Source organism: Aeromicrobium wangtongii (genome assembly GCF_024584515.1).
GTDB lineage: Bacteria > Actinomycetota > Actinomycetes > Propionibacteriales > Nocardioidaceae > Aeromicrobium > Aeromicrobium wangtongii.
The window spans coordinates 3,123,188-3,148,304 of the sequence record NZ_CP102173.1; the positions used below are offsets into that span (position 1 = coordinate 3,123,188).

27 protein-coding genes are annotated in these 25,117 nt (G+C 71.7%); 12 read left to right on the forward strand and 15 right to left on the reverse strand.

Going from position 1 to position 25,117, the window contains the following annotated elements:
• Nucleotides 1-40: 40 nt before the first annotated feature.
• The gene (locus NQV15_RS15360) at nt 41-898 is read right to left on the reverse strand and encodes an SDR family oxidoreductase (RefSeq protein ID WP_232400598.1); all 858 of its coding nucleotides are present in this window, start codon (nt 896-898) and stop codon (nt 41-43) included.
• Between the two features lie 105 nt (nt 899-1,003).
• Here NQV15_RS15360 and NQV15_RS15365 point away from each other — a divergent pair, with 105 nt between their 5' ends.
• Nucleotides 1,004-2,095 carry a carboxylate-amine ligase gene (locus NQV15_RS15365; RefSeq protein ID WP_232400596.1) on the forward strand — a complete coding sequence of 364 codons (1,092 nt, stop codon included), beginning with the start codon at nt 1,004-1,006 and terminating at the stop codon, nt 2,093-2,095.
• A 13-nt stretch (nt 2,096-2,108) separates the two neighbouring features.
• Here NQV15_RS15365 and NQV15_RS18140 read toward each other — a convergent pair whose 3' ends face one another.
• The 4 genes from NQV15_RS18140 to NQV15_RS15385 form a co-directional block, all read right to left on the reverse strand.
• A complete protein-coding gene (locus NQV15_RS18140; RefSeq protein WP_306459352.1) occupies nt 2,109-3,092 on the reverse strand; it encodes a molybdopterin cofactor-binding domain-containing protein in 984 nt (327 codons plus the stop codon).
• 63 nt (nt 3,093-3,155) lie between these two features.
• Nucleotides 3,156-4,199, reverse strand: coding sequence for a xanthine dehydrogenase family protein molybdopterin-binding subunit (locus NQV15_RS15375; protein ID WP_306459353.1), 1,044 nt, complete (start codon nt 4,197-4,199; stop codon nt 3,156-3,158).
• Nucleotides 4,196-5,188 (reverse strand): FAD binding domain-containing protein, encoded by a 993-nt coding sequence (locus NQV15_RS15380; protein ID WP_232400594.1) that lies wholly within the window; start codon nt 5,186-5,188, stop codon nt 4,196-4,198. The genes NQV15_RS15375 and NQV15_RS15380 overlap by 4 nt, the downstream gene beginning before the upstream one ends.
• A complete protein-coding gene (locus tag NQV15_RS15385) occupies nt 5,185-5,709 on the reverse strand; it encodes a 2Fe-2S iron-sulfur cluster-binding protein (RefSeq protein WP_232400592.1) in 525 nt (174 codons plus the stop codon). The genes NQV15_RS15380 and NQV15_RS15385 overlap by 4 nt, the downstream gene beginning before the upstream one ends.
• Nucleotides 5,710-5,828: 119 nt before the next feature.
• On the opposite strand from NQV15_RS15385, the gene NQV15_RS15390 reads away from it, so the two are divergent.
• A complete protein-coding gene (locus NQV15_RS15390) occupies nt 5,829-5,999 on the forward strand; it encodes a hypothetical protein (RefSeq protein ID WP_232400590.1) in 171 nt (56 codons plus the stop codon).
• A 6-nt stretch (nt 6,000-6,005) separates the two neighbouring features.
• Here NQV15_RS15390 and NQV15_RS15395 read toward each other — a convergent pair whose 3' ends face one another.
• Nucleotides 6,006-6,980, reverse strand: coding sequence for an ATP-dependent DNA ligase (locus tag NQV15_RS15395; RefSeq protein WP_232400589.1), 975 nt, complete (start codon nt 6,978-6,980; stop codon nt 6,006-6,008).
• A 232-nt stretch (nt 6,981-7,212) separates the two neighbouring features.
• Between NQV15_RS15395 and NQV15_RS15400 the strand changes: the two genes are divergently transcribed.
• Both NQV15_RS15400 and NQV15_RS15405 read left to right on the forward strand, forming a co-directional pair.
• Nucleotides 7,213-8,157 carry an iron-containing redox enzyme family protein gene (locus NQV15_RS15400; protein WP_232400587.1) on the forward strand — a complete coding sequence of 315 codons (945 nt, stop codon included), beginning with the start codon at nt 7,213-7,215 and terminating at the stop codon, nt 8,155-8,157.
• Nucleotides 8,154-8,357, forward strand: a complete 204-nt coding sequence (locus tag NQV15_RS15405) for a CDGSH iron-sulfur domain-containing protein (RefSeq protein WP_232400585.1) — start codon at nt 8,154-8,156, stop codon at nt 8,355-8,357. Before NQV15_RS15400 ends, NQV15_RS15405 begins: the two co-directional genes overlap by 4 nt.
• Here the strand turns inward: NQV15_RS15405 and NQV15_RS15410 are convergent.
• Nucleotides 8,332-8,982 carry an RsmD family RNA methyltransferase gene (locus NQV15_RS15410; RefSeq protein WP_404801312.1) on the reverse strand — a complete coding sequence of 217 codons (651 nt, stop codon included), beginning with the start codon at nt 8,980-8,982 and terminating at the stop codon, nt 8,332-8,334. The genes NQV15_RS15405 and NQV15_RS15410 overlap by 26 nt on opposite strands.
• Before the next feature lie 152 nt (nt 8,983-9,134).
• Here NQV15_RS15410 and NQV15_RS15415 point away from each other — a divergent pair, with 152 nt between their 5' ends.
• The 5 genes from NQV15_RS15415 to NQV15_RS15435 all read left to right on the forward strand — a co-directional run bounded on the left by NQV15_RS15415 (nt 9,135) and on the right by NQV15_RS15435 (nt 13,655).
• The gene (locus tag NQV15_RS15415) at nt 9,135-11,423 is read left to right on the forward strand and encodes a catalase (RefSeq protein WP_257125061.1); all 2,289 of its coding nucleotides are present in this window, start codon (nt 9,135-9,137) and stop codon (nt 11,421-11,423) included.
• 95 nt (nt 11,424-11,518) lie between these two features.
• Nucleotides 11,519-12,205 (forward strand): GAF and ANTAR domain-containing protein, encoded by a 687-nt coding sequence (locus NQV15_RS15420; RefSeq protein WP_232400581.1) that lies wholly within the window; start codon nt 11,519-11,521, stop codon nt 12,203-12,205.
• Between the two features lie 4 nt (nt 12,206-12,209).
• Entirely contained in the window at nt 12,210-13,199 is a 990-nt protein-coding gene (locus NQV15_RS15425) for a hypothetical protein (protein WP_232400579.1), read from the forward strand.
• A gap of 52 nt (nt 13,200-13,251) precedes the next feature.
• Nucleotides 13,252-13,428: a hypothetical protein gene (locus NQV15_RS15430; protein ID WP_232400577.1), complete on the forward strand. Its 177-nt coding sequence runs from the start codon at nt 13,252-13,254 to the stop codon at nt 13,426-13,428.
• A complete protein-coding gene (locus NQV15_RS15435) occupies nt 13,425-13,655 on the forward strand; it encodes a hypothetical protein (protein WP_232400575.1) in 231 nt (76 codons plus the stop codon). The genes NQV15_RS15430 and NQV15_RS15435 overlap by 4 nt, the downstream gene beginning before the upstream one ends.
• Here NQV15_RS15435 and NQV15_RS15440 read toward each other — a convergent pair.
• From NQV15_RS15440 to NQV15_RS15465, 6 genes are all read right to left on the reverse strand, one after another.
• On the reverse strand, nt 13,620-14,480 hold the full coding sequence (locus NQV15_RS15440; RefSeq protein ID WP_232400558.1) for a glycosyltransferase family 2 protein: 861 nt from the start codon (nt 14,478-14,480) through the stop codon (nt 13,620-13,622). The two genes, NQV15_RS15435 and NQV15_RS15440, sit on opposite strands and share 36 nt — an antisense overlap.
• On the reverse strand, nt 14,477-15,484 hold the full coding sequence (locus tag NQV15_RS15445; protein ID WP_232400556.1) for a glycosyltransferase: 1,008 nt from the start codon (nt 15,482-15,484) through the stop codon (nt 14,477-14,479). The genes NQV15_RS15440 and NQV15_RS15445 overlap by 4 nt, the downstream gene beginning before the upstream one ends.
• Entirely contained in the window at nt 15,481-16,542 is a 1,062-nt protein-coding gene (locus NQV15_RS15450) for a glycosyltransferase (RefSeq protein WP_232400554.1), read from the reverse strand. Before NQV15_RS15450 ends, NQV15_RS15445 begins: the two co-directional genes overlap by 4 nt.
• Nucleotides 16,539-17,642 (reverse strand): glycosyltransferase family protein, encoded by a 1,104-nt coding sequence (locus tag NQV15_RS15455; RefSeq protein ID WP_232400551.1) that lies wholly within the window; start codon nt 17,640-17,642, stop codon nt 16,539-16,541. Before NQV15_RS15455 ends, NQV15_RS15450 begins: the two co-directional genes overlap by 4 nt.
• 93 nt (nt 17,643-17,735) lie before the next feature.
• Complete coding sequence (locus tag NQV15_RS15460; RefSeq protein WP_232400543.1) at nt 17,736-18,935, reverse strand: GGDEF domain-containing protein; 1,200 nt, start codon at nt 18,933-18,935, stop codon at nt 17,736-17,738.
• A 92-nt stretch (nt 18,936-19,027) separates the two neighbouring features.
• Entirely contained in the window at nt 19,028-19,195 is a 168-nt protein-coding gene (locus NQV15_RS15465) for a hypothetical protein (RefSeq protein ID WP_232400541.1), read from the reverse strand.
• A gap of 102 nt (nt 19,196-19,297) precedes the next feature.
• Here NQV15_RS15465 and NQV15_RS15470 point away from each other — a divergent pair, with 102 nt between their 5' ends.
• Nucleotides 19,298-20,059 (forward strand): hemerythrin domain-containing protein, encoded by a 762-nt coding sequence (locus NQV15_RS15470; protein WP_232400539.1) that lies wholly within the window; start codon nt 19,298-19,300, stop codon nt 20,057-20,059.
• 25 nt (nt 20,060-20,084) lie between these two features.
• On the opposite strand, the gene NQV15_RS15475 is transcribed toward NQV15_RS15470, so the two are convergent.
• Both NQV15_RS15475 and NQV15_RS15480 read right to left on the reverse strand, forming a co-directional pair.
• Complete coding sequence (locus NQV15_RS15475) at nt 20,085-21,656, reverse strand: protein kinase domain-containing protein (protein ID WP_232400537.1); 1,572 nt, start codon at nt 21,654-21,656, stop codon at nt 20,085-20,087.
• A gap of 127 nt (nt 21,657-21,783) precedes the next feature.
• Nucleotides 21,784-23,394, reverse strand: a complete 1,611-nt coding sequence (locus NQV15_RS15480) for an ABC transporter substrate-binding protein (protein WP_232400526.1) — start codon at nt 23,392-23,394, stop codon at nt 21,784-21,786.
• Nucleotides 23,395-23,533: 139 nt separating this feature from the next.
• On the opposite strand from NQV15_RS15480, the gene NQV15_RS15485 reads away from it, so the two are divergent.
• Together NQV15_RS15485 and NQV15_RS15490 are read left to right on the forward strand one after the other, a co-directional pair.
• Nucleotides 23,534-24,898 (forward strand): amidase, encoded by a 1,365-nt coding sequence (locus NQV15_RS15485; RefSeq protein ID WP_232400524.1) that lies wholly within the window; start codon nt 23,534-23,536, stop codon nt 24,896-24,898.
• Nucleotides 24,895-25,092, forward strand: coding sequence for a hypothetical protein (locus tag NQV15_RS15490; protein WP_232400522.1), 198 nt, complete (start codon nt 24,895-24,897; stop codon nt 25,090-25,092). The genes NQV15_RS15485 and NQV15_RS15490 overlap by 4 nt, the downstream gene beginning before the upstream one ends.
• Nucleotides 25,093-25,117 lie beyond the last annotated feature (25 nt).

Here is a 25,117-nt window from a genome sequence, read left to right on the forward strand (position 1 = left end):
CATGTGCCCGCAGTACCCATGGTCGCCACGGACAATCGGCCTAGAAGACGCCCTTGCCGCCGGTGACGCCCAGCACGGTGCCCGACACGTAGCTCGCATCGCTCTCCGAGGCCAGGAACACGAAGGCCGGTGCGACCTCGGCCGGCTGGCCGGCGCGACCCAACGGGGTCTCCTGGCCGAACTTCTGGACCTTCTCCTCGGTCTGCGTCGCCGGCTGCAGCGGGGTCCAGATCGGGCCGGGCGCCACGGCGTTGACCCGGATGCCCTTGGGCCCCAGCTGGGCGGCGAGGTTGATCGTGGCGTTGTTGATCGCCGCCTTGGTGGAGGCGTAGTCCAGCAGCGTCGTGGACGGGTCGAAGGCCTGGATCGACGAGTTGTTGATGATGCACGATCCGGGGCCGAACTGCCGGGCCGCCGCACGCGACATCCAGAACATCGCGTACAGGTTGGTCTTCAGCGTCCGGTCGAGGTTCTCGTCGGTCAGGTCCGCCAGCTCCTCGGAACGGGCCATCTGGAAGCCGGCGTTGTTGACCAGGATGTCCAGGCCGCCGAGGGCCTCGGTGGCCTCGGCGACGACCCGGTCGCACGTCGCGCTCTCGCGCAGGTCGGCCTCGATCGGGACGGCCTTGCGGCCGGCCTCCTCGACGAGGGCCTGGGTCGCGTCGGCGTCCTCCTTCTCCTCCGGCAGGTACGTGAAGGCGACGTCAGCGCCCTCGCGGGCGTAGGCGATCGCCACCGCGCGACCGATGCCGGAGTCGCCTCCGGTGATCAGGGCGCGACGACCGGCGAGCCGGTCGTGACCGACGTAGGAGCTCTCGCCGTGATCGGGCAGGGGGTCCATGGCCGAGGTGATGCCGGGAGGCTCTTGCTGCTGCGGGGGAAAGGACTGTTCGCTCATGGCTGGCACGTGCCCGATTCACCCTGCGGTCAAACGTCTCGTCGGGGTGCTGTTCCCGCCCGCCCGCCGTGGCGCCGGGCGAGGACGTCCGTCAGCATGGTCCCCGTGATCATCAGAAAGGTCGGTGTCGAGGAAGAGATGTTCCTCGTCGACCCCTCCAGCCGCCGGCTCGTCCCCGTCTCCGGACGGGTGACCTCCGGAGAGGACGACGTCGAGCAGGAGCTCTTCCTGCAGCAGCTGGAGACCCAGTCCGATCCTCACCGGGACCTCGCCGACGTGGCCGCCGACCTGCGCGAGGCTCGTCGCAAGGCGGCCGCAGCGGCGGAGTCGGCCGGCGCGCGTCTGGCCGTCATGCCGACCCCGGTCCTGCCCGGCGACGACGGCGACGTCACCCCCAACGCCCGCTACCACCGCATGATGCGCCGGTTCGGCGAGGTGGGCCGCCGCGCCCTGGCCTGCGGCATGCACGTCCACGTCGACGTCGCCGACGACGAGGAGGCCGTCGCGGTGATCGACGCGCTGCGGCCGTGGCTCCCGCTGGTGCAGGCCATCTCCGCCGGATCACCGTTCGACTCCGGGATCGACACGGGCTACGCGAGCTGGCGGGCCCAGGTCTGGGAGGCCTGGCCGTCGGCGGGCGTCGTCGAGCCGTTCGGGGACGCTGCGGGATACCGCGCCGCCGTCGAGGCGCTCATCGCGTCCGGCGCCGCGCTCGACGAGGGCATGATCTACCTCGACGCGCGTCCTGCGCGGGCGTACCCCACCGTCGAGATCCGCGTCGCCGATGTCTGCACCGACCTGCGCGACACCGTGCTGGTGGCCGCCGTGGCACGTGCCCTGGTCACCACCTGTGCGGAGGACTGGAAGGCAGGCCGTCAGCCCGAGGCCTGGCGGGTCGACCTGCTCCGGGCGGCCCGGTGGCGGGCCCGCCACGACGGCCTCGGCGGCGTCCTGCTCGATCCGCTCACCCGCCGGCCGGTCCCGGCCGCCGACGCCCTGGCCACGCTGGTGCGGACGATCGAGCCCGCGCTGATCGCGGCCGGCGACCACGACCTCGTCACCGAGGGCATCGCCCGTGTGCTGCGCGACGGTGGCGGCGCGCAGCGCCAGCGCGCCGCGGCAGGCGAGGATCTCGACCTGGTCGCCGTGGTCGACGACGTGCTGGCGCGCACCGCCGCGTCCTTCGACGACGACTGAGCCCGTCGGCCCCTCAGGCGCGGTGCGGCAGCCGGCCGACCAGCGCATCGGGCTGGACCGGAAGGTCGCGCACCCGCACGCCCGTCGCGTGCCAGACCGCATTCGCGACCGCCGCGGCCGATCCGACGATCCCGATCTCGCCGATGCCCTTGCCGCCGACCGGGTTGAGGTGCTCGTCGTGCTCCTCGAGCCACTCGACGTGGATGTCGGGGATGTCGGCGCACGCCGCGACGTGATAGGTCGCCAGGTCGTGATTGGCGTAGTCGCCGCGGCGCTCGTCCATGACCCCGTGCTCGTGCAGCGCCATCGACACCCCCATCGTCATGCCCCCGATGAGCTGCGATCGCGCGGTGCGGGCGTTCAGGATCCGGCCCGCCGCGAACACCCCCACCATGCGGGCCAGGACGATCTCCCCGGAGTCGAGGTCGACCCGCACCTCCGCGAAGTGCGCACCGTAGGCGTGCCGGTCGACGTCGTCCATCGCGTCGACGTCGTCCGACGTGTCCGCCTCCACGACCAGGCCGTCGGCCGGGATCCGCTCGCCGGCCGCGAGCCGTTCGGCCAGCTCCGCGCAGGCCTTGGCCACCGGCCACCCCCAGGACGCCGTGCCCGCCGAGCCACCGGCGATCGCGCCGGGCGGCAGGGCCGAGCTCCCGATCCGGATGTCGATGCGCTCGACGTCGACACCGAGCCGGTCCGCGGCGATCTGCGCCAGCACGGTGCGGGCACCGGTGCCGATGTCGGTCGCGTTGATCTGGACCAGGAACGTCCCGTCGCTGCGGGCCGTCGCCCGGGCACTGCTGCCACTGACCATCGCGGGGTACAGCGCCGAGGCGACACCTGTGCCGATCAGCCAGCGGCCCTCCTGCCGGGCGCCGGGCGTCGCGTCGCGACCGTCCCAGCCGAAGATCTCGGCGCCGCGGCGCAGGCAGTCGACCAGGTGCCGGCTGCTGAACTCCTTGCCGGTCTCCGGATCGCTGGCGGGCTCGTTCAGCACGCGCAGCTCGACCGGGTCGATCGCCAGCTCGTGTGCGAGCTCGTCGATCGCCGACTCCAGCGCCTACATGCCGGGGCACTCGCCGGGGGCACGCATCCACCGCGGCGTCGGGACGTCCAGCGCCGCGACACGGTGGGTCGTCGAGCGGTGCGGTGCGGCGTACATGTGGCGGGTCGCCTCGGCGGTCTGCTCGGCGAACTCCTCGATCGTCGAGGTCTGCGACTGCGCATCGTGGGCGATCCCGAGCAGGCGGCCGTCGTCGTTCGCGGCCAGCCGGACCCGGGAGATCGTGGGCGTCCGGTAGCCCGCGATCGAGAACATCATCTGCCGGCTGTACGCGATCTTGACCGGTCGTCCGGTGCGCCGGGCCGCCAGCACGGCCAGCACCACGTTGGGGCGCGGCGATCCCTTGGACCCGAAACCGCCGCCCACGTGCTGCGAGTCGACCGTGATCGCATCGGCCGGGACGTCGAACAGCGTGCTGAGGACCCCGCCGGTCGCCGTCGAGCCCTGCGAGGACTCGAACACGTGCAGGCGCCCGTCCGACCACGTCGCCACTGAGGCGTGGGGCTCCATCGGGTTGTTGAACAGCGCAGGCGTCGAGTAGGTCCGGTCGACGACGACATCGGCCTGGGCCAGTGCCTGGTCGAGGTCACCGACGCGGGTGTCGGTCTCGAATCCGGCGTTGACCTCCTCCGGGGCGTACAGCTTCGGGTGCCCGGGCGTCAGGACGGCGTCGACCGGGCGGGCGTCGTACTCGACGTGCAGCGCATCGGCTGCCGCCCGGGCGGTCTCCAGCGACTCCGCGACCACGAGCGCCACGACCTGCCCGCGGTACGCGACGTCGGGCGACTGAAGCACGAGCAGCTCGCCGTCGTCCGCATCGTTGAGGCGCTCCGCGTCCTCGTGCGTGATGACGTCCACGACGCCCGGCATCGCCAGCACTGCGGCGACGGCGATCGCCGTGATGCGGCTCGGCGCCTCGGTGGACTGCACGGGCCAGGCGTAGACGCAGCCGTCCGGCGTCCGCTCGTACGAGTAGCGGGCGGTGCCGGTGACCTTCTCGTGGCCCTCCAGGCGAGGGACGCCAGCGCCCAGGGCGGTCATCGGGCGCCTCCGGTGAGCTCGAGCAGGGTGCCGGTGACCAGCCGGGTCACGAGATCGATCTTGAAGCGGTTCTCGTCGGTGGGAGTGGCGGCGGCGAGCTCGGCCTCGACCGCCGCACGGAAGCTGTCGGCCGTCGCCGGCGCCCCGCGGAGGAGCTCCTCTGCGGCGTACGCCCGCCACGGGCGGTGGGACACCCCGCCCAGCGCCAGGCGGACGTCGCGCACCCGGCCGTCGGCGACATCGACGGCGGCGGCGACGGACGCCAGCGCGAAGGCGTACGAGCGGCGGTCGCGGGCCTTGCGGTACGTCGAGCTCGCCGCGAACGGCAACGGTGGGACCTCGACCGCGGTGATCACCGCTCCCGGCGGCAGGTTGGTGTCGACGGACGGATCATCGCCCGGCAACCGGTGGAACTCGGTCATGGCCAGCGTCGCGGGACCGTCGGCGGTGACGTAGTGGACGACTGCGTCGAGCGCGGCCAGCGCGACCGCCATGTCGCCGGGGTGGGTCGCGATGCACGATCGCGAGGTGCCCAGCACTCCCAGCTCCCGCGAGGCGCCCTCGATCGCGGGGCACCCGCTCCCGGGGAGGCGCTTGTTGCACGGCTTCGTGGCATCCATGAAGTAGACGCAGCGGGTGCGTTGCAGCAGGTTGCCGCCGGTCGTGGCGAGGTTGCGGATCTGCCCGGACGCCGCCGACAGCAGCGCCCTGGCCAGGACCGGGTAGCGCTCGCGGACGCGTGGATCGGCGGCCAGGTCCGCGTTGCGGACCATCGCCCCGATCAGCAGGCCGCCGGAGTCGGTGTCCTCGACCCGGTCGAGCCCGAGGTGGTTGACGTCCACGAGCAGTCCCGGCGTCTCGACCTCCAGCTTCATCAGGTCGACCAGGTTGGTGCCGCCGGCCAGCAACCGGGCCGGGACGTCCGAGGCGGCCAGCAGCCCGACGGCCTGATCCAGGCTCGATGCGCGCTCGTACGCGAGCGGCTTCACTGCTCCACCGACCCGATGGCCTCGACGATGTTGACGTAGGCCCCGCACCGGCACAGGTTGCCGCTCATCCGCTCGCGGATCTCATCGGTCCCCAGCTCTCCGGGAGAGACGAGATCGTCCGACACCGCGCTCGGCCAGCCCCGGGACGCCTCGTCGAGCATCCCGACCGCGGAGCAGATCTGCCCCGGCGTGCAGTATCCGCACTGGAACGCGTCGTGCTCCAGGAATGCGTCCTGCACCGGGTGCAGCGTCTCCGGCTCCGGGCCGCCGAGGCCCTCGATCGTCGTGATCGCCGACCCCTGCGCGGCGACGGCGAGCACGAGGCAGCTGTTGGCCCGGCGGCCGTCGATCAGGACGGTGCACGCTCCGCACTGCCCGTGGTCGCAGCCCTTCTTGGTGCCGGTCAGGTCGAGGTGCTCACGCAGCGCGTCGAGAACGGTCGTGCGGGTGTCGAGCTCGCAGGCCCGGCGGACGCCGTTGACCTCCAGCTCGACGCGATGGCTGGTCACGGGTGCTGGCATGCAGCGTGGTTACCCCGAACCCGTCGGCTGACGCGCCCGGCCGCGGGTTTCCCGCGGCGCCCAGCGGGTACGACGGATCGAGCCGCAGGAGGACACGTCCTGCCGAGAGGAGAACCGCGATGGGCCGTTACCAGCTGCGCAACGACGACGGGGACGTCATCGCCGAGGAGTCCTTCGACTCGTTCGAGAGCGCCAATGCATGGGCGCTCCTGCAGGACGTCGGCCCCGGCTGGACGCTGTTCCAGCACCTGGGTGGGGAATGGACCGCGGCCCGGTTCGACCCGTCCTGACGTCGGCTACCCGCGCTGCCCCGCCACCTCGTCCGGGGTCAGGTCGGGCCGCAACCGCACGAGCTTGACCGGGTGCCGCCACCGGCCCTCCTGCACCGAGCTGTCGACCGACACCTCGACCACGAGGTTCGCCCGGACCGGGCGAACCGGCTGCTTGTCGCCGCCACCCCAGCGCGATGCGCCGCTGTCGGGCAGCCATGCGTGGGCGGCCTCCGCAGGGCTCACCGCGGAGGCGACCTCGCGGCGCTGGGCCGGCGTGAGCGCGGTCGTGGTGCCGGCGAAGAACAGCCGGCCATCGGCGTCCGGCAGGCCCAGGACCAGGTGACCGGGGGCATCCAGCGACCCGCCCACGCCGCCGACGACGGCCTCGACGGTGTCCCGCAACCGGTACTTGAGCCATCCCCGGGCGCCGCCCCGGTAGGTCGTGTCGGCGCCCTTGACCACCAGCCCCTCCATGCCCTGCTCCGCGTCCGCGAACTGGCCCAGCCACTCCCGGGCCACGTCCAGGTCATCGGTCTGGGGGCACAGCTCCAGGGGCGCGGACGTCCCGGCCATGACGGTCTCGAGCAGCTGGCGCCGGACCCGCAGGGGCGTGGTCCGCACGTCGCGCCCGGCCGCGGCGAGCAGGTCGAACGCGATGAACGACGCGGCGGGCTGACCGATGCGCTGCTTGCCCGCCCGCGCGAGCCGGCGCTGCAGCTCGCCGAAGTCGAAGGCCCCGCGGGTGCGCACGACGAGCTCCCCGTCGACCACCAGCCCTGCAGGCAGCTGCTCGAAGGCCGCCTCCGCGACATCCCGGAACTCATCGGTGATGTCGTGGCCCCGCCTGGACTGGACGCGGCAGCCCTCCTCGGTGACGAACAGCAGCGCCCGGTAGCCATCGAGCTTGGGCTCGTACACGCAACCGCCCGGCAGCGCGGAGGGCTCCGGCAGGTTCGCGACGTGCTTGGCCAGCATGGGGTCCTGCGGGAACGACACCATCGAAGCTCATCCATCCGGCTGCTGGGGGACGCGACACCCGGACGTCGACGTCCGGACGCGCCTCGGCGCCGGCGATCCTACGGCACTGTGACCCCCGGCGCAGGGTTGAACCGCGCTCCACGGGGTACCTTCGGGACCGGTCGAGCACCCGGCCGCAGCAGCTCCAGAACGAGGATTTCCCCATGCACCATCCACTGACTCCCCTTTCCGGCCCGGTCATGCCGGCGGCCACGTGCTGACGCCCAAGGGCCGCGGGTCGCTCAGCGAGGTCGTGTTCTCGTCGCTTCGTTCGTCCACGCCCGACTGGCGCGCCGCGCTGAACACCTTGGCCGATGACGACGAGGACCTCCAGATCACCCTGTGGGCCCTTTACGAGCTGCACTACCAAGGTTTCGAGGACGCCGACGACCGGCTCGAGTGGCAGCCCGAGCTGATCGAGCTGCGCCGCTCGCTGGAGTCCAGCTTCGAGAACTCCCTGCGGGACCGGGCGCCGTCGAGCTGGCCCGACGGCGAGTTCGCCGATGCCCTGTTCACCTTCGTCGAGGAGCACGACGGCCCCTCGCTGGCCGCCTTCGTGCACAAGGACGCCGATCACGAGCAGGCGCTCGAGCTGCTGCGGATGCGCTCGATCTACCACCTCAAGGAGTCCGACCCGACCGCCTGGGTCGTGCCGCGACTGACCACCCGCACCAAGGCGGCTCTCATGGAGCTGCAGTTCGACGAGTACGGCGGCGGCGACCCCAACCGCCTGCACTCCGAGCTGTTCGCCCGAGGAATGGACCGCTGCGGCCTGCGGGCCGAGTACGGCGCCTACATCGACGACGTGCCGGTGGAGGTGCTGGAGGAGAACAACGCGATGTCGCTGTTCGGCCTCAACCGCCGCCTGCGCGGCGCCTCCCTGGGGCATCTCGCGGCCTTCGAGATGACCAGCAGCATCCCCTCGCGGCGCATCTCCCAGGGACTCACCCGGCTGGGACTTCCCGCCGAGATGATCGGCTACTACGACGAGCACGTCGAGGCCGATGCGGTCCACGAGCAGCTCGCGGTCCGGACGATCTGCGGCTCGCTCCTGGACGAGTCGCCTCACCTGCGCGACGACGTCTTCTTCGGGGCCTTCACCTGCCTGGACCTGGAGGACCGGTTCGCGCACCGGATGCTGGCGGAGTGGGCGGCATGAGCGACACCGAGCACCCCGACATCATCCTGTGCCCCGGCGGGCCGATGCTGCTGCGCGGCGATCACGTCGTGCAGGACGCCGAGGGCAACGCCCACCGGACCTGGCGTCCCATCAGCGCGGTCTGCCGGTGCGGGAAGTCCGCGACGCAACCATGGTGCGACGGGACCCACAAGGTCATCCCGCCGAAGAACCGGCCCTGACGCCGAGCCGGACCAGCACGCCGCGCTCGAAGGTGCGTGTCTCCACGACACCCAGCTGTGAGCCGGCCGCCGCGAGGTTGGCGTCGAGCTGATCGGCCTGGCCGATGTTGCCCAGCTGCAGGATCGCCGATCCCCCCGGGGCCAGGTGACGGTCCACGACCTCGCACGCGATGCGTGCCAGGGCCAGACCGTCCTCTCCCCCGTCGATCGCGATGGTGGGGTCCTCCGGGAACTCGCCGATGCCTGCGGTCGGTACCCACGGCGGGTCGGCGATGATCACCGGGAAGGTCTCCCTGCTCTCGAGCACCTCATCGATCCGGCCCTGCCGGATCTCGACGCGCGCCCCCATCCCGGCGGCGTCCGCGTTGCGGCGGGCCAGCTCGCAGGCCACGGGGTTCAGGTCCACCATGACCAGCTCACGCGCGTTGGCGGCCACCGCAGCCAGGCCGATGTGGCCGACCCCGGCGAACAGCTCCAGCACCTGACCGGCCGGCGCACCGTCGAGCAGCTCGGCGGCCCAGTCCGACTGTGCCTGCGTCCACTCCCTGGGGCGCAGGACGCGGTCGTCGAACCACACCTCGAGCCCGGCGAACGTCATGCTGCTGGGTGCTTGACTCACGACCATCCTTCCTCGGCGGGACCCGTGCCCCCGCTCCTGTATGCCTCTACCCGCCGTGTCGCGCCGGAAACGTCCGACAGCCACCCCGTCGAGCGTTTCCCACGCCGCGGGGCGGGGTACCTCGGGGTGTCCCACACGAAGACCCTCGAAGGAGCATCATGACGGACGAATCCGGCGGACTGGTCGGCAAGGCACGAGACATCGCCGGCGAGGTGGCGCACGAGGTGAAGGCGGCCGTCAACGACGCCGCTCCCCTGGTGCCCGGCACCCCCGGCAGCGGAACGCCGACGCTCGAGGAGCCGACGACGCCCACCGAGCCGTTGCCGCCGAAGCCTGCCCAGCACGGGCCGGTCCCGCACTCGCCGACCGGCGCCCCGTCCAAGGACGGCGAGCTCGCCGCTGCCCAGCAGGGCGCCTACCTCACGACCGCGACCGGCGTCCCGCTGCGGGACACCGATCACTCGCTGAAGGCCGGGCGTCGCGGACCGACCCTCCTGCAGGACCACCACCTGCGCGAGAAGATCATGCACTTCGACCACGAGCGCATTCCCGAGCGTGTCGTCCACGCCCGCGGTGCCGCGGCACACGGCGTGTTCCGCTCCAACGGCGCGGCCTCCGAGCTGACCAAGGCCGCATTCCTCGCCGAGGGCGCGACCACGCCGGTGTTCACCCGGTTCTCGACCGTGCTCGGATCGCGTGGATCGGCCGACACCGTGCGCGACACCCGCGGATTCGCGGTGAAGTTCTACACCACCGAGGGCAACTACGATCTCGTCGGCAACAACATCCCGGTGTTCTTCATCCAGGACGCGATCAAGTTCCCCGACGTCATCCACGCCGGCAAGCCGCATCCTGACGTCGAGATCCCGCAGGCGCAGAGCGCGCACGACACGTTCTGGGACTTCGTGTCGCTGCACACCGAGGGCCAGCACCACGCGCTCTGGAACATGTCGGACCGCGGCATCCCGCGCTCCTACCGGATGATGGAGGGCTTCGGCGTCCACACCTTCCGGCTGGTCAACGCCGCCGGCGAGACGACGCTGGTCAAGTTCCACTGGAAGCCGCGGCTCGGCGTCCACTCCCTCACGTGGGAAGAGGCGCAGATCGCCGCCGGCGTCGATCCGGACTTCCACCGCCGCGATCTGGCCGACGCGATCGAGTCCGGGGCGCACCCCGAGTGGGACCTGGGCGTGCAGGTGTTCCCCGACACCCCGGACCAGATGTTCGAGGGCATCGATCTGCTCGACTCGACCAAGTTCGTCCCCGAGGAGCTCGCCCCCGTCCAGGTCATCGGCACGATGACGCTGAACGCCAATCCGGGCAACTACTTCGCCGAGACCGAGCAGGTCGCCTTCCATGCGGGCCACTTCGTGCCGGGCATCGATGCGACCGACGACCCGCTCCTGCAGGGCCGGCTGTTCTCCTACCTCGACACGCAGCTGACCCGGCTGGGTGGACCGAACTTCAACCAGATCCCGATCAACCGGCCGCACGCACCGGTCAACGACATGCTGCGTGACGGATTCCACCAGCACGCCGACCACACCGGCATCGCTCCGTACAAGCCGAACTCCCTGGACGGCGGGTGCCCGTTCCTGGCCGGTGAGGACGTCAGTGCGTTCATCGACGTCCCCCAGGCGGTGGAGGCCGCGACCAAGGTACGCGAGTCGCCCCTGACGTACGACGACCACTTCAGCCAGGCGCGGCTGTTCTACCGCAGCATGAGCCCGGCGGAGCAGTCGCACATCGCACAGGCCTACACCTTCGAGCTGGGCAAGTGCTACGAGCAGGCGATCAAGGAGCGGCAGCTGCTGGCGCTGGCCAACATCGACGCGCACCTGTGCCAGCTGGTCGCTGACGGCCTCGGTCTGCCCGCACCCGAGCCGACGGTCGCGGTGACCGACGAGGCGCCGAGCCCGGCCCTGTCCCAGATCGGCGACACGTGGCCCACCGACGGACGCCTGATCGGCATCGTCGTGCCGGACGACGTCACGGACCTGTCCGATGTCCGGGCGGTGCGCGATGCGGTGTTCGCGGCCGGCATGGTGCCGCTGGTCATCGCGTCCAAGGGCGGCATGCTCACCGATGGCAACGGCGACCCGGTCGCGGTCCAGCGCACCTTCTTGACGGTTCGGTCCATCGAGCTGGACACCGTCCTGCTCGCCGGCGCTCCCCTGGTCGGCGCGGACGCCGATCCCTCGGCCGACGCCAAGGCGGGCGCGCCCAGCGGTGGCGTGCTCGACCCGCGGGTCTCGCTGCTGCTGTCGGAGGCCTACCGCCACTGCAAGGCGCTGGGCGGCTGGGGCGATGCAGCCGCTGCGTTCGAGGCCAGCGGCCTGCCGGCCGCACCGGCGGGCGTGTACATCGGCGACGACGCGCTGGACGTCCTCGGCTCGGTCGTCGAGCTGTTGGGCAGCCACCGCGTCTGGGAGCGGTTCCCGGCGTAACGGCGCATCTGGTGCGGCGGCCGTCCTCGGACGGCCGCCGCACTTTTGCCTCCGGGCTGCGTAGAGTGCTGAGCAACTACTTGGGAGGTAGCGACGTGGACGTCGCCCGCATGCTGGCAACGATGGCGCTCGAGCTCGAGCAGGATGCCACCCCGCAGACCATGCTCGACCGAGTCAGCTCCTACGCGTGCCGTGTGCTCGACGCCGATGACGCCGGCATCATGCGCACGCTGAGCCGGTCCCAGATCGAGACGCCGGCCCAGACCTCGCCGCGGGTCGCCGAGGCTCACCAGCTGCAGGTGACGTATGACGAGGGCCCATGCCTGGATGCCATGACCGGGCAGGCCACCTACCGTTCCGACGACGTGAAGAACGATCTGCGCTGGCCCCAGTGGGGTCCGTCCGCCGACGCGATCGGGATCCGCAGCACCCTGGGCGTGCGCCTCGCGACCACCACGCGTGGCTACGGGTCGCTCAACATCTACGCCAACCGAGTGAGCGCGTTCACCCGTGCCGACGAGGAGATCGCCGAGCTGCTGGCGGCCCACGCCACCGCGGCCTTCGCCGCCGCGGAGCGCACCGAAGGACTCACCACGGCCCTCGACACACGCACGGTCATCGGACAGGCCCAGGGCATCTTGATGCAGCAGTTCGAGATCAGTGCCGACACGGCGTTCCAGTTCCTGCGCCGGATCTCCCAGCACGAGAACAAACGTCTGGTGACGGTCGCCGAGGCCATCGTCGTGCAGCGCGAGTCGAACGCCCGCCCGCAGAACAGCTGACGCCGTGGCGGACGACCTGTCGATCGACGCCGTCGCCCGACGCCTCTACGGCCTTCCGGTGGCCGAGTTCACCCAGGCCCGGGACGCGGCGGCCAGGCAGCTCAAGGCATCCGGCGACAGCACGGCCGCCGGTCGCGTGAAGAAGTTCCGCAAGCCCGCCGCCGGGGCCCACCTGGTCAACCTGTTGGTGCGTGACGACCCGGCGCTGGTGGATCAGATCGACGATCTCGGCGACCGGTTGCGGGCCGCGCAGTCCCAGGCCGACGCGGGGCAGCTGCGCGCCCTGGACCAGGAGCGACGCGCGCTGGTCGGCCGGGCCGTCACGGCCGCGGGTTCGCTCGGTGCCGGTGGGCGCGCCACCGCCGCCTCGCTGCGCGACGTGGAGCAGACCGCGTGGGCAGCCGTCGTGGACCCCGGAGCCTGCGCGGCACTGCGCGCGGGTCTGCTGGTGCGGCCGTTGTCGCCCGGCGGCTTCGGCTCGGTCGACATCACGGACGCCTCCGCACTGCCGGTCGACGAGGTGTCCGTGCAACGGAGCCGCCGGGCCGCGCGGACGGCGCCCCAGCCCCCGCGTCGCGGTCGCGCTGACCCGAAGAAGCCGAGCGCCACCGCGGCGGACCGCAAGGCCGAGGCCGCGCGCCGGGAGGCCGCAGACAGAAGGGCCGAGGCGCAGCGCCGCGCGCGGGAGGAGGCCCGGGAGGATGCACGGCGCGACCTGGCCTCGGCGCAGCAGGAGCTGGAGCGCGCCGAGCAGGCGGAGGCCGAGGCCGGGCAAGCGGTCGTCGAGGCCAAGGAACGGGTGGCCGGGCTCAGGGACGAGCTGGCCGATCTGCGCGATCGCATCTCCGCAGTCGAGCAGGAGCTCCGGGCGGAGAAGTCCGGGCTGCCCGGACGCTCGACGGCTGTGTGGGCCGCCGAGAAGGCGCGACGCGCGGCCGACGCCGCCGTCGAACGCGCCCGTGAGCGGCTGGCGGAGCTGTCCGGCGACGGCTGAGCGACCGGCAGCCGGGGGTTTGGTCGGCTCGGCCACGGGGTACCTGCCGGCCATGATGACGATGCTCGGCACGATGACGACCACCTCGGTGCTGATCGCGGCAGAAGCCGCGACGGCCGCTCGCAGCGCCGCTGCCTCGCGGTTCGGCGCCGGACCACGCGCGTCGCGGTCGTGGCTGCACACTGCGGGCACGACCGGCACCCGCGTCGACTCCCCCACCGCCCGATGAGCGCCGATCGCCAGGACAGCCCCTCCCCGATCCAGCCCACCGTCGCCGAGGTGGATGCCGAGGTGCGCGCCAAGCTGACCGGGCTGTCGGTCCAGAGCATCGCCACCCAGGCCGAGTCCGCGTTCGCCACGATCGGCGTCCAGCTCGACGGCGAGCAGCTCGCCGCCTACGCCGATGCCGTCAGCACCGGCTCAGCGTTCGACATCGAGGACGCTGTCGAGCGCTGACGCCACGGCGTACGAGCCGTCGGGCCGCCGGGTCACCAGCTCACGCGCCACCAGGGCGTCGAGCCAGCCCTGCATCGGCCAGCTGCCCCAGCGGCGCCGGAAGATCGTCGCATTGCGCACGATGTCGTCGACGTGCTCGACCGGGGGGCGGCTGACCGGGTGGTGCTGGTGGAAGGCGTCGGCGCCACCGACCCACGTGAGCGCGATGCCCGCCGACTGCGCCACCCGCCCGAAGTCGGTGTCCTCTCCGCCGTACCCGACGTACGACTCCTCGAAGCCACCGAGCCGGTGCCAGGTCTGTGCCGACACCGCGAACGACAACGACCAGAACAGGTCGTACCGGTCGTGTCCTCGGTCGACCTGTCCCGGAGGCGGGCACGGCCTGGCCCGGTGCGGCTCACCCATGTGGGCGACCTCCTCCAGCCGGTACCCGCCCTCCGGCGGAGGCGGCAGATAGGTGACTGCCCCGCACACCACGTCGTCGGCGGTCCGTGGATCGGCCAGCACCCGCTCGTAGCTGCCGATCAGCTCGGGTGACGGGATGCAGTCGACGTCCAGGAAGATCAGCGCCTCGGCGCCTGCCGAGAGAGCCCGGCGGGCGCCGACGTTGCGGGCCCGCGCGAGCGGCAGCCCCCGGTCGTCGCCCTCGACGGACACCACGTCGGGGACCGGTGGAGCCGCAGGACGCCACCGCTCGAGCTGCGGATCGTCCATCGCCACCACCACCCGGTGATCGGCGGGACGCCGTGAGGCCGCGAGCCCTTCGTGCTGCAACAACAGGTGCCCGTGGCGGCCGTGGACGACCGTGACGACCGCGATCCTCACCGCGACTCCGGCATCGTCGCGCGCGCCTCGGCCTCGATCAGGGCGGCGGCCCGGGCCGCACCACCGCCGTCGTTCCAGCCCTGCCACTGCAGCCCGTCGAGACCGGCCGCGGAGTCGAGCAGCTCCTCCCAGCCGGTGGCGGGGAAGCCGCCGCGCACCACGACCGGCCAATGGCCTTCGGCCAGTCCGGCGGCCATGACGTCCTGCTCGCCGAACGGCCGCGGCTGCGGGATCACGACCGCGGGGCGCCTGGCGGCGGCGATCTCGGCGATCGCGTTCTGGCCGGCGTGGCTGACGACGACATCGGCGCCGCACAGCAGGTCCCACGGGTCGTCGACCCAGGCGCCCGGCCCGCCCAGCACCGTCCACTCCCAGCTGGTCGTCTGCTCCATCGCCCGGTCGAGGTGCTCGGCGGTCACGTCCGTGCCGCCGGCACCGGCCAGGACCACGACGCGCCGCCTCGACGGGCGACCCGCCGCGAGGACGATCGGCCGCCCGTCGAACCGTGACATCCCGCCGACCCGGACCAGCCGGTCGGACTCCTCATCGACGCCCCGCAGCAGGCGACGCGCCTCGGGGGGCCACACCGCGAGCAACCGGCGCGCGACCGAGTGCACCAGCTGGTGCGCCGGATCGCACCGATCACCGGGCAGGACCACCGTCACGACGGGCACGCCGTGCAGGCGGGCGAGCAGCGAGACCTCGACGGAGACGTCCACGACCATGAGCTGGGGTTCGACATTGGCGATCCAGGCGGACACCTCCGCCATCCGGGCACGCAGCCCACCGTGGTGCTCCGGGACCCAGTGCAGCTGCCCGTGGGCCTGGGCGTCGACCATCGTGTCGCCGTCGTCGTCGCGCGGCAGCTCGACCCATGGTCCGCGCCAGGCAGGCGGCCTGGGCAGCGAGCTCAGACCCACGACCGGCGTCTCGAGGGCCGCGGCGATCGCTGTCGCCCGGTGCACGTGGCCCTGTCCGTGGTGGTGCACGTAGTACCCGATCACGCCGCCTCCCCGCCGACCTGCTCGTACACCCGCTCGTAGCCGTCGACCATCGGGTCGATGCCGAGCCGGTCGACCGCATGCGCGCGGACCCGCCCGCGGTCCAGCCGGCCGGCGCTGCGCACGGCATCGGCCAGTGACTGCACGTCGCCGGGCACGGCCAGCGTGCCGCCGACCGGCGCGACGATCTCGGGCATCGCACCGCGGGCGAAGGCTGCCACCGGCGTGCCGCAGGACATCGCCTCCGCGGCCACCAGCCCGTACGGCTCGTCCCAGGTCGGCGACACGATGGCGACCGCCGAGCCGCCGACCAGCTCACCCAGCTCGTGGCTCGACAGGTGCCCCGCGTACTCGACGTGGCGATCCAGCAGCGGGGCCACCTCGCGGTCGAAGTAGCCCGGATCGAGGCGTGCCCCCGCCAGCACGAGGTCGATCCCTGCGGCCCGGGCTGCGCGGATGGCCAGGTGGGGCGCCTTCTCCGGCACCAGACGTCCGGTCCACACCGCCCGCGGTCCCCCGGGGCCCGGGCTCCAGCACTGCGTGTCGACGCCGTTGCGGATCACCCGGGCGTCCACGGCGTGCGACCACGCTCGTGCCGTGTGGTCGCTGACCGCCGTGAACGTCACCTCGTCGCCGGCCAGCGACATCGCCGACTCCAGCCAGGCCAACGGAGGGGTGTGCAGGCTGGAGATCATCGGCACGGCGAGGGCCCGCGCCATCGCGACCGGCAGGTGGTGCAGCGAGTTGTTGTGGATGACGTCGAACCGCTCCGCTCCCGTGGCGATCAGCTCCAGCATCAGGCGCAGGTACGCGTGGTGCTCCTGCATCCACATGCGGGGTGGGGAGCCGACGTCCTGGCGGGCGGCCGCACTGGGCTCGAAGGTGTCGACCTCAAGCTCCTCGACGTTGAGCCGCGGATCGGACCCGGGAGCGGCGAACAGACTGACGTGGTGCCCCCGGGCGATGAGAGCGGCTGCCAAGGTGGCGGTGTGCGCCTCGAGGCCACCTTGGTACGGCTCACGGACCGGGAACCGGCTCGACGCGATGAGGCAGACCCTCATGCGAGCAACGTGTCGTAGAGGGTCCGGTGGGCGAGCGCGGTCTCGTACCGCTGTCGCTCCCGCTCGGCCACCGTCACGTGCGAGGGCCGCGAGCGGTGCGCCCGGTGGACCGCCTCGACCAGGGAGTCCTCGTCCCAGCGCTCCTCGTCCATGACGTAGCTGTGCACCGGTCCCTGCTCGGCGTAGTAGCCGCAGGTGGGTGCGATGACCTGCGTCTCCAGGTCACGACATGCCTCGAGCCATCCCGAGTGCGTCCCGAATCGGTACGGCAGGACCGAGACGTCGAGCGAGGCCAGGTAGGCCCACAGCTCCTGGTCGTCGAAGTAGTCGTGGACGCGCAGGTCGATGCGGTCACCGTAGGAGCGCACCTGATCGGCCAGTCGCCGGTCGTAGCGGGCACCGGCGGTCTCCAGGACGTCCCGGTGCCCGTCCACCTGCACGACGGCGTCGCCGATCTCGTCCGCGGCGCGCACCAACGCGGGGAGGACGGCCGCCGGGTCCATGCTGGCGCGCAGGCTCTTGACGTGCAGACCGATCCGGAACGGCACGTGGCGCGTCCGCATCGCCCGCCACCGCGCCATGTCGTCCAGCTCGACGACATGGGGATGGCCGATGACCTGCGCCCGGCGTCCCCACCGGTGCCGGATCTGCGCGGCGGCGCCCGGGGTCAGGGTGATGAGTGCCTGGGCGGCCGGCACCAGCACGTCGAGCTGGGCGTCGTGCTCCTCCCGGCCGGCGTGGTGCGGATTGCGCAGGTCGTGCACGGTCAGGACCAGCGGCTTGCCGTGCGCCCCGAGGGCGTCCACCAGGTCGGTCAGCTGCTGCGGGGTCCGCGCGTCGAAGCCGAAGTGGATGTGGAACACGTCGAAGTCGTCATGGTGCGCGTGCACCCAGTCGGCCTCGAGCATTGCGGGCGGCCACCAGCGGGACTGCGGTGCGGCGCCGGACGGGACGGGGTCCGGAAGCCGGCGCACGCCGTCGGTGGCGTCTCCCGGTGGCGAGAGGTGACGGACGTACACGTGCGACGAGGGGACGGACGCCACCCGGATCGGAGTGGGTTCGGCATCTCTGACGAGCGGGGCCGACAGGTCGGTGGCCATGGACTGCTGCCTTCTGAAGCGAGCTCAGTGAGCGACCTTCTGCACCCGCCCGCGGGGTACCCCGTTGACCGGGCTCCAATCATCGTGGGGCCGTCAGGCCTGCTCGTGCTCCTGGCGCAGGCGCTCGCTGCGGATCACCCGGTCGCGGCCCAGGGCCTTGGCCTCGTACAGGGCCCGGTCCGCCTGCTCGATCGCCTGCGCGAGATCCACGCTGTCGGCCACCGAGGCGATCCCGTAGCTCACGGTGGGGAACGTCATGCCGTTCAGCGTCGCGGTCTGCCGCAGCCGGGTGCTGATCTCGACCACCACCTGCTCGGCGCGCTCCGGGGTGATGCCGGGCAGGAACAGGATGAACTCCTCGCCGCCGTACCGGCCCACCAGGTCGGAGGACCGTACGACACCGCGACACGTCGCCGCAAACGCCTGCAGCGCGTAGTCGCCGGCGGGATGGCCATAGGTGTCGTTGACCAGCTTGAAGTGGTCCAGGTCGGCCAGGACGAGACAGCCGTCGGCGCCCGGGCGGTTCCTGGCCCGGCTGCGCCACTCGGCGGCGGCCTGGCGCATGAACTCCTGACGGTTGAGCAGTCCCGTCAGCCCGTCCCGCGTCGCCCGGGTGCGCAGCTCCTCGGTCTCCCGCTCGAAGCTCAGCGACGTCATGCCGAAGGAGACGGTGGCCAGCAGCACCGTCGTGAACAGGGTCGTGACGCCCGAGCCGAAGAACCGCTCGAAGACGTCACCGTCCGGCCCGGAGGTCAGGAACGCGACGGTCCGTGCCGCGTAGTACGCGCTGAAGGCGGACGCCATGACGGCCATCGTGCGCACGGCCGGGGAGAAGGTGCGCTCACGGCGCAGCAGGACTGCCGCCGCAGGCCGGACCGACCACAGCTCCCACGACGCCAGCGCGACGGCCGAGGTCATCCAGGCCAGAAAGACGCCTCCCCCGGCCCAGTCGTTGGCGGCCGGATCGTCGAGCACCGCGGCCAAGAGGGTGCTGCCGGGAGCAACGACGAACAGGGCGGGCAGCACCGGCCGGTCGCGCAACGAGCGCGTGCCTGCCCACACCGCGCACACTCCGCCCACCATGAGGGTGCTGCCCAGCGGATTGGCCCAGACCTGGTGCGACGTGCCGTCCAGCACATAGGCCGCCGACCCGCCGATGAACAGCAGGAGGGCCACGCACCACCACCCGCAGTACGCCGAGCGGCTGGTGCGGTACGCCACGAAGTAGAACAGGACCAGCAGGGTCACCGCGACGACCCCGAACGCCACGCGCAGGCTCGCCGTGTCCAACACCGCCCGCACCCTTCACCGCCCCGAAATTGTCGAGACAGTGTGCCACAGATGAAGGCCGGGTCAGCGGTGAACCGCGTCGTCCGTGGCGGGTCTCACTCCGCGACGCTGCGGTACCCGAACGTGATCACGGCCAGCCCGAGCAGCGTGATGACAACTCCCTGAATCCATGCGCTGACCAGCAGGAACGCCAGTCCGGTGAGGGTGACGGCGAAGCCAACGAGAGTGACCAGGACAGCGGTCCGGGAGTCGATCTTGAGCATGGAGCAAATGTAGGTCGCGCCACCTGACCGGGGCTCGGAGGCACCTCCGATCCGTTTCCCGGGCTCACGTTTCGTACCCGCCCACGTGGGAAAACCTGGGGCATGTCCGCTCCAGATCCGCACCCGACACCCACCGACGGCCGCCCCGGCAGTTCCCCGTCGCTGGCCGGCCAGGACGAACGCCGGCTCGGCGGCACACTGAGCGTCCTGGTGCGACAAAAACGCGACCACGTCGAGCTCGACAGGTTGCTGCACGAGCTTGGCAGCGCGGCGCCGAACGCGCAGGACGATGTCCTGCGTCGCCTGTACCGCCTGGTGTTCTCACACGCCTTCGCGGAGGAGGCCGTGCTGTGGCCCGTCATCCGGAGGGTCCTGCCCGACGGCGAGGCCCTGACGCTGCAGGTCGAGCGGGAGCACCAGGAGGTCAACGAGATCGTCACCGAGATCGAGGCGACGGCGGCCGGCTCGGCCGAGCGCCAGCCACTTCTCGACCGGCTCGTCGCGGTGCTGCGCGAGGACGTGCGCGACGAGGAGGACGAGCTGCTGCCGCGCCTGCAGGCACGGCTCGACGTCCATCGCCTGCGCGCCCTCGGCCTGGCCTGGGAGACCGTGCGGCGCACCGCCCCGACCCGGGCCCATCCGGTCGTCGCGCGCCGCCCTCCCGGCAATGTCCTCGCAGCCGTTCCACTGACCGTGATCGACCGCCTGCGTGACCGCGTCGACCGCCACATCCAGCACGGTCGCGGTCCGGCGCCGCGCCTCCACGACGCCAGCAGGCTGCTGACGCGTGCCGCGCACGCCGTCGAGCACGCCCCGCTCCTGCGTCGCGGAGAGGACCCGTCGACCGCGGCGGAGCGGCCCTGAGATCACCGTGAAGGCTGCCCCGGGCTCACTTCCTCCCTGGTGGCTTGCCCTTCCCCTTCGGGGCGTGGGCCTTGCCGGCCGGAGCCTTCGCGGCCGGACCCTTCTTCGCCGCCGCCCGCTTGCTCGCTGCGCCCCCGGTCGAGGTCGAGCTCGCCGAACCCTGCGACGCGGTCCGGGCGGGAGCCACCGCGACCGTCAGCGTGACGGACGATCCGTACGCCAGCCGACCGGAGCGATCCAGGCCCAGGACCGTGCCCGGCTCGGCGCTGCCCGCGATGTCCTGACGGACCACCTCGAAGCCCTGCTCGGCCAGTGCGTCGGCGGCCTTGGTGTACGTCGTCCCGATGACGTCATCGGCCGAGAGCATGACCCGGCCCGACGCGACCGAGAGCTCCACCCGCTCGTCGCGCGACCCGGGCCGACCGCTGTCCGGTGACTGGTCGACGACCTGCCCGGCGGGGACGTCGCCGGCATCGACCGAGGTGGAACCCACGGCCAGGCCCGCGTCCCGGATACGGGCAGTCGCGTCGTCAACGTTCATCCCGACCACGTCGGGGACCATCGCCTTGTTCGGGTCCGGCCGCATCGACTGGACGCCGAGGAGGGCCAGGCAGACCACGAAGATGCCGATCCCGGCGTAGGCCTTGGCCGGGCGTCGGGTGCGGACTCCCGCAGCGGGGGCCACCGCACGCCCCGGCAGCGCAGTCACCGCCGGAGTGGTCTCGGTCAGCTGGACGTCCGGGGCGGTCCACTCGAAGGTCGCCGGCAGCTCGATCGCGCCCGCCGCGCCGATCGCGGCCGCCTGCAGGGCGACCGCCGCGGCGCTGGTCGGCCGGTCGGCAGGATTCCTGGCCGTCAGCGAGCCGACCAGGTCGGCGACCTCCTGCGGCACCCGGCCACCCAGGTCGGGAGCGTCCTCGTTCAGGTGGGCCACGGCCGTGGCGACCTGGGACTCACGGCGGAACGGGGACGTGCCGGTGAGGCAGTGGTGGGCGACGACGCCGAGGGCGTACAGATCCGATGCCGGTGTCGCGGAGCGCCCGGCGGCCTGCTCCGGGCTCATGTAGTCGGCCGTTCCGACCAGGACCCCGGTGCTGGTGAGCGGATCGCTCGTCGCCGAGCGGGCGATCCCGAAGTCCACCAGCACGGTCCGGCCGGCCGGGGTCAGCATGATGTTGGCCGGTTTCAGGTCCCGATGGACGATTCCCGCATCGTGGGCGGCCTGCAGCCCCTCGGCGACCTGCACGACGACGGACATCACCTGATCGGTCGGCAGCGGTCCGTGCTCGCCCAAGAGCTGGGCCAGCGACCGCCCCTCGATCATCTCCATGACGATGAAGGTGGGGCTCCCGCTCGAAGGCGCGCCCTCGTGGAAGTCGAAGACCCGGGCGACCCCGGGATGGTTGATGGACGCGGCGAGGCTCGCCTCGCTGCGCATCCTGGCCCGGGCCGTGCCGTCGGCCAAGGCGTCACCGCGCAGGATCTTGACGGCCACCGTCCGGCCCAGACGTAGATCCGTCGCTCGGTGGACGGCTCCCATCCCACCGGAGCCGACGACATCCCCCAGCTCGTACCGGTCGTTCAGGACCTCGCTCACCTGTTCTGGTCCTCTCTTCCGCGCATGCCCTCCTGAAGTACCCGCCTCGGGGCGGTGGCAAACCTGCCCGGGACGCAGGAGTGGGCGGCCCCGTGACGGGACCGCCCACCTCATGACCGCAGCGGACTCACTTGCGACTGAGCTCCTCGAACATCGTGCCGCCGGACGGCAGCGCCCGGAATCCCTTCAGCCCGGCCGAGATCCCGGCCAGGTCGGGGACCTCGACCAGCGAGATGATGGGCTCCTGCTCGGCCAGGACGTCCAGCGCTGATGCCAGGACGCCGGTGCGCTCGTCGCCGGTGGGCAGCTTCAGCGCCTTGATGACCAAGTCGTCCAGCTCGGCGTTGGCGAACCCGCTCTTGTTCAGCGCAGACTTGCTGTAGCTGTACAGGAACAGCGAGAACCCGGCATCGGGCTGCGAGGGGCGGTCGCTGTAGAGGTAGGACTCGTACTTCTGCTTGGAGACTCCCTCCTCGAAGTCCGCCGCGGACGGCACGGCCTTCAGCGAGACGTTGACGCCGACCTTCTTCAGGTCGGTCTGGATCAGCCGCGCGAGGTTCTCCGCGTACGGTCCCGGACGCTCTGTGGCGTAGCTCAGCTCCATGTCGAATCCGTCGGCGTACCCGGCGGCGGCGAGCTCCTTCTTGGCCAGTGCCACGTCGTACTCACCCATGGCCGGCTGGTCGGCGGCCAACGTCGAGGAGATCGGGGACAGGGCCGGGGCCGCGTAGCCCTGGTAGATCGCGCCGACGATCGCCTCGCGATCGATCGCGTGGCTCAGGGCGCGGCGCACCTCGGGCTTGGCCAAGATCTCGTTCTTGGTCGAGATCGACAGGTTGTGGCGGTTGGAGTCGGCCTGCTCGGACACGTTGGCGCTGGTGCTGTCCTCGATCTTCTTCAGCTGGTCGATCGGCGGCTCGGAGGCGATGTCGGCCTCGCCCGAGATCAGCAGCTGCGCCCGGGACGAGCCGTCCGGCACGGCCTTCATCACGATGTTCTCGAAGTAGGGCGTCTTGTCGAAGTAGTTGGGGTTGCGCTTGAGCCGCAGCTCCGTGTCCGGCTTCAGCGTGTCGACCTGGTACGGCCCGAAGCCGGCCGAGTTCTGCGCCAGCCACGCGCCGGCCCATTTGTCGTCCTCGGTCGCGTGCTTCTTGACCTCGGTCGAGTCCAGGATGCCGACGATGGGATAGGCCAGCACCGACATCGCCAGCGCGGACGGTGCCGTCAGGTTGTAGTGGATCGTGTAGTCGTCGACCTTCTCGACCGGCTTGTCGACGTCGACGTTGGCGGTCGCGAGCAGGACACCGGCCTGCAGGCTGGCGGGGTTGGAGTACATGCGCTCGAAGGAGTAGACGACGTCGTCGGCCGTCATCTCGTTGCCGGCCGGACTCTTGACGCCCTGACGCAGCTTGATTGTGTACTGCGTACCCGCCTCGTTGACCTCCCACGACTCGGCCAGCGAGGGCTTCAGGTCGTCCACGCCGACGATCTGGTCCTCGGGAACGCTGGTGTCGTACTCCACCAGGGTCGCCAGGAAGGCATCGGTCGCGTAGACCCAGGTCAGGCCCGTGAACACGTTGGGGTCCAGCTGGCTGGGCGTCGTCGTCCAGGCCACCGTCAAGGTCTTGGACCCCGAACCTGACGAGTCCGAGCCGGCGTTCGAGCTGCAGCCCGCGGCAGCCAGGATCGCCACGGCCGTGGCGGCGATCCCGAGGCGACGAAGAGTTCCTCTGCGCATGTCTTCTCCAAATATCTCTGCCAACCCCATGTCGGCAATAGGTCAGACAATAGGTCGCGCTCGTATCAAGAGACAGTGTTTGGGACAAAATTGTGTAATTTGTTTCACACCGAAGGCGAAAGGTGTAACACTCAGACCTATGCAGGCGCCGCACACCATCACGTCCGCCCTCGCCGATCTCGAGGCCGGACGCACCACGTCCGTGAGTCTCGTGCAGGCCTGCCTGGACCGGGCCGATGCCCTCGACGATCGGCTGGGCGTCTTCCTGCATCGCGACCGCGACCAGGCCCTCGCGGCGGCCCGTGCCAGCGACGCCCTCCGGGCGGCGGGGCACATGCCCCGGCCGCTGGAAGGCATCCCGCTGGGCATCAAGGACATCATCCTCACCGCCGACGCCCCCACCACGGGGCAGAGCGCCACCCGCGACCCGGTCCCGACAGGGGACGCCCCGGTCGTCGCGCGGCTGCGCGCCGCCGGCGCGGTCATGATGGGCAAGACCAGCACGATGGAGTTCGCGCTGGGGTTCAGCGATCCCGAGAAGCCCTTCCCGACCCCCGCCAATCCCTGGGACACCGATCGGTGGACCGGCGGCTCGAGCTCGGGCACCGGGTCAGGCATCCAGGCCGGGATGTTCCTCGGCGGCCTCGGCACCGACACCGCCGGATCGATCCGGATGCCGGCCGCATGGTGCGGCGTGAGCGGGCACAAGCCGACCTACGGGCTGGTCCCGCGCACCGGCGTCCTTCCGCTGGCCTGGTCGCTGGACCACGTCGGGCCGCTCGCCCGCACGGCCGAGGACTGCGCGCGGATCCTGGCGGTGCTGGCCGGGCCCGACGACCGCGACCGCTCAGTGCGGCCCGCAGCGACCTTCGACCTCGACGAGGTGCGGCTCGCGACCCGTGGCCTGCGCATCGGCCTGGCCCGCGACCCGATGGCCCGCTCGACGGACGCGGTGCAGGAGCTCGTCCGCGAGGCCGCGGACACCTTCGCAGCGGCGGGCGCCGTCGTCAGCGAGGTGAGCCTCCCGGCCTACGACGAGGTCAACGACTCGGTCATGCTGGGCCTCGCGGCCGAGGCGTTGGACTACCACCACGACGAGGTCATCGGCCGCTGGCACGACTTCGGGCGTCCCACGCGCTCCGCGCTGCTGACCGGCGCCCTGCTCAGCGGGCCCGACTACGTCCGCACGCTGCGGGTGCGCCGCCACGCGCAGCGGCAGATGGCACGGCTGTTCGCCGACGTCGACCTGGTCATCGGGCCCACCGCGACACAGCCGGCGCCCGCGCTGGACCATCTCGACTTCGCGGAGGTCGTCGGGATGCTGCAGACCCACTACTGGGACGGCACTGGGCATCCTGCACTGTCGGTCCCGATGGGTCAGGTCGACGGGCTGCCCGTCGGCCTGCAGATCATCGGACGCCCCTTCGAGGACGCCACGGTGCTCGACGCCGGCCGCCGCTGGCAGCAGCTGACCTCCCATCACGAGAAGGTGGCCCCTCTGTGAGCTCCTCCCCCGCCCCGACGCCCGATCACGCCACGACCGTCCGCGCCATGATCGCAGCCGCCGGGCTGACCCCCGATCCCGCCGAGATCGACGCCGCGATCGCCGGATACGCCTCGCTGCGCGCCTCGGTCGACCGGCTCCATGCGCTCGACCTGGACCACGAGGAGGATCTCGTGGTCTCCTTCGAGGCCTGACCCGTCCCGCACCCCGTCCCCGCAC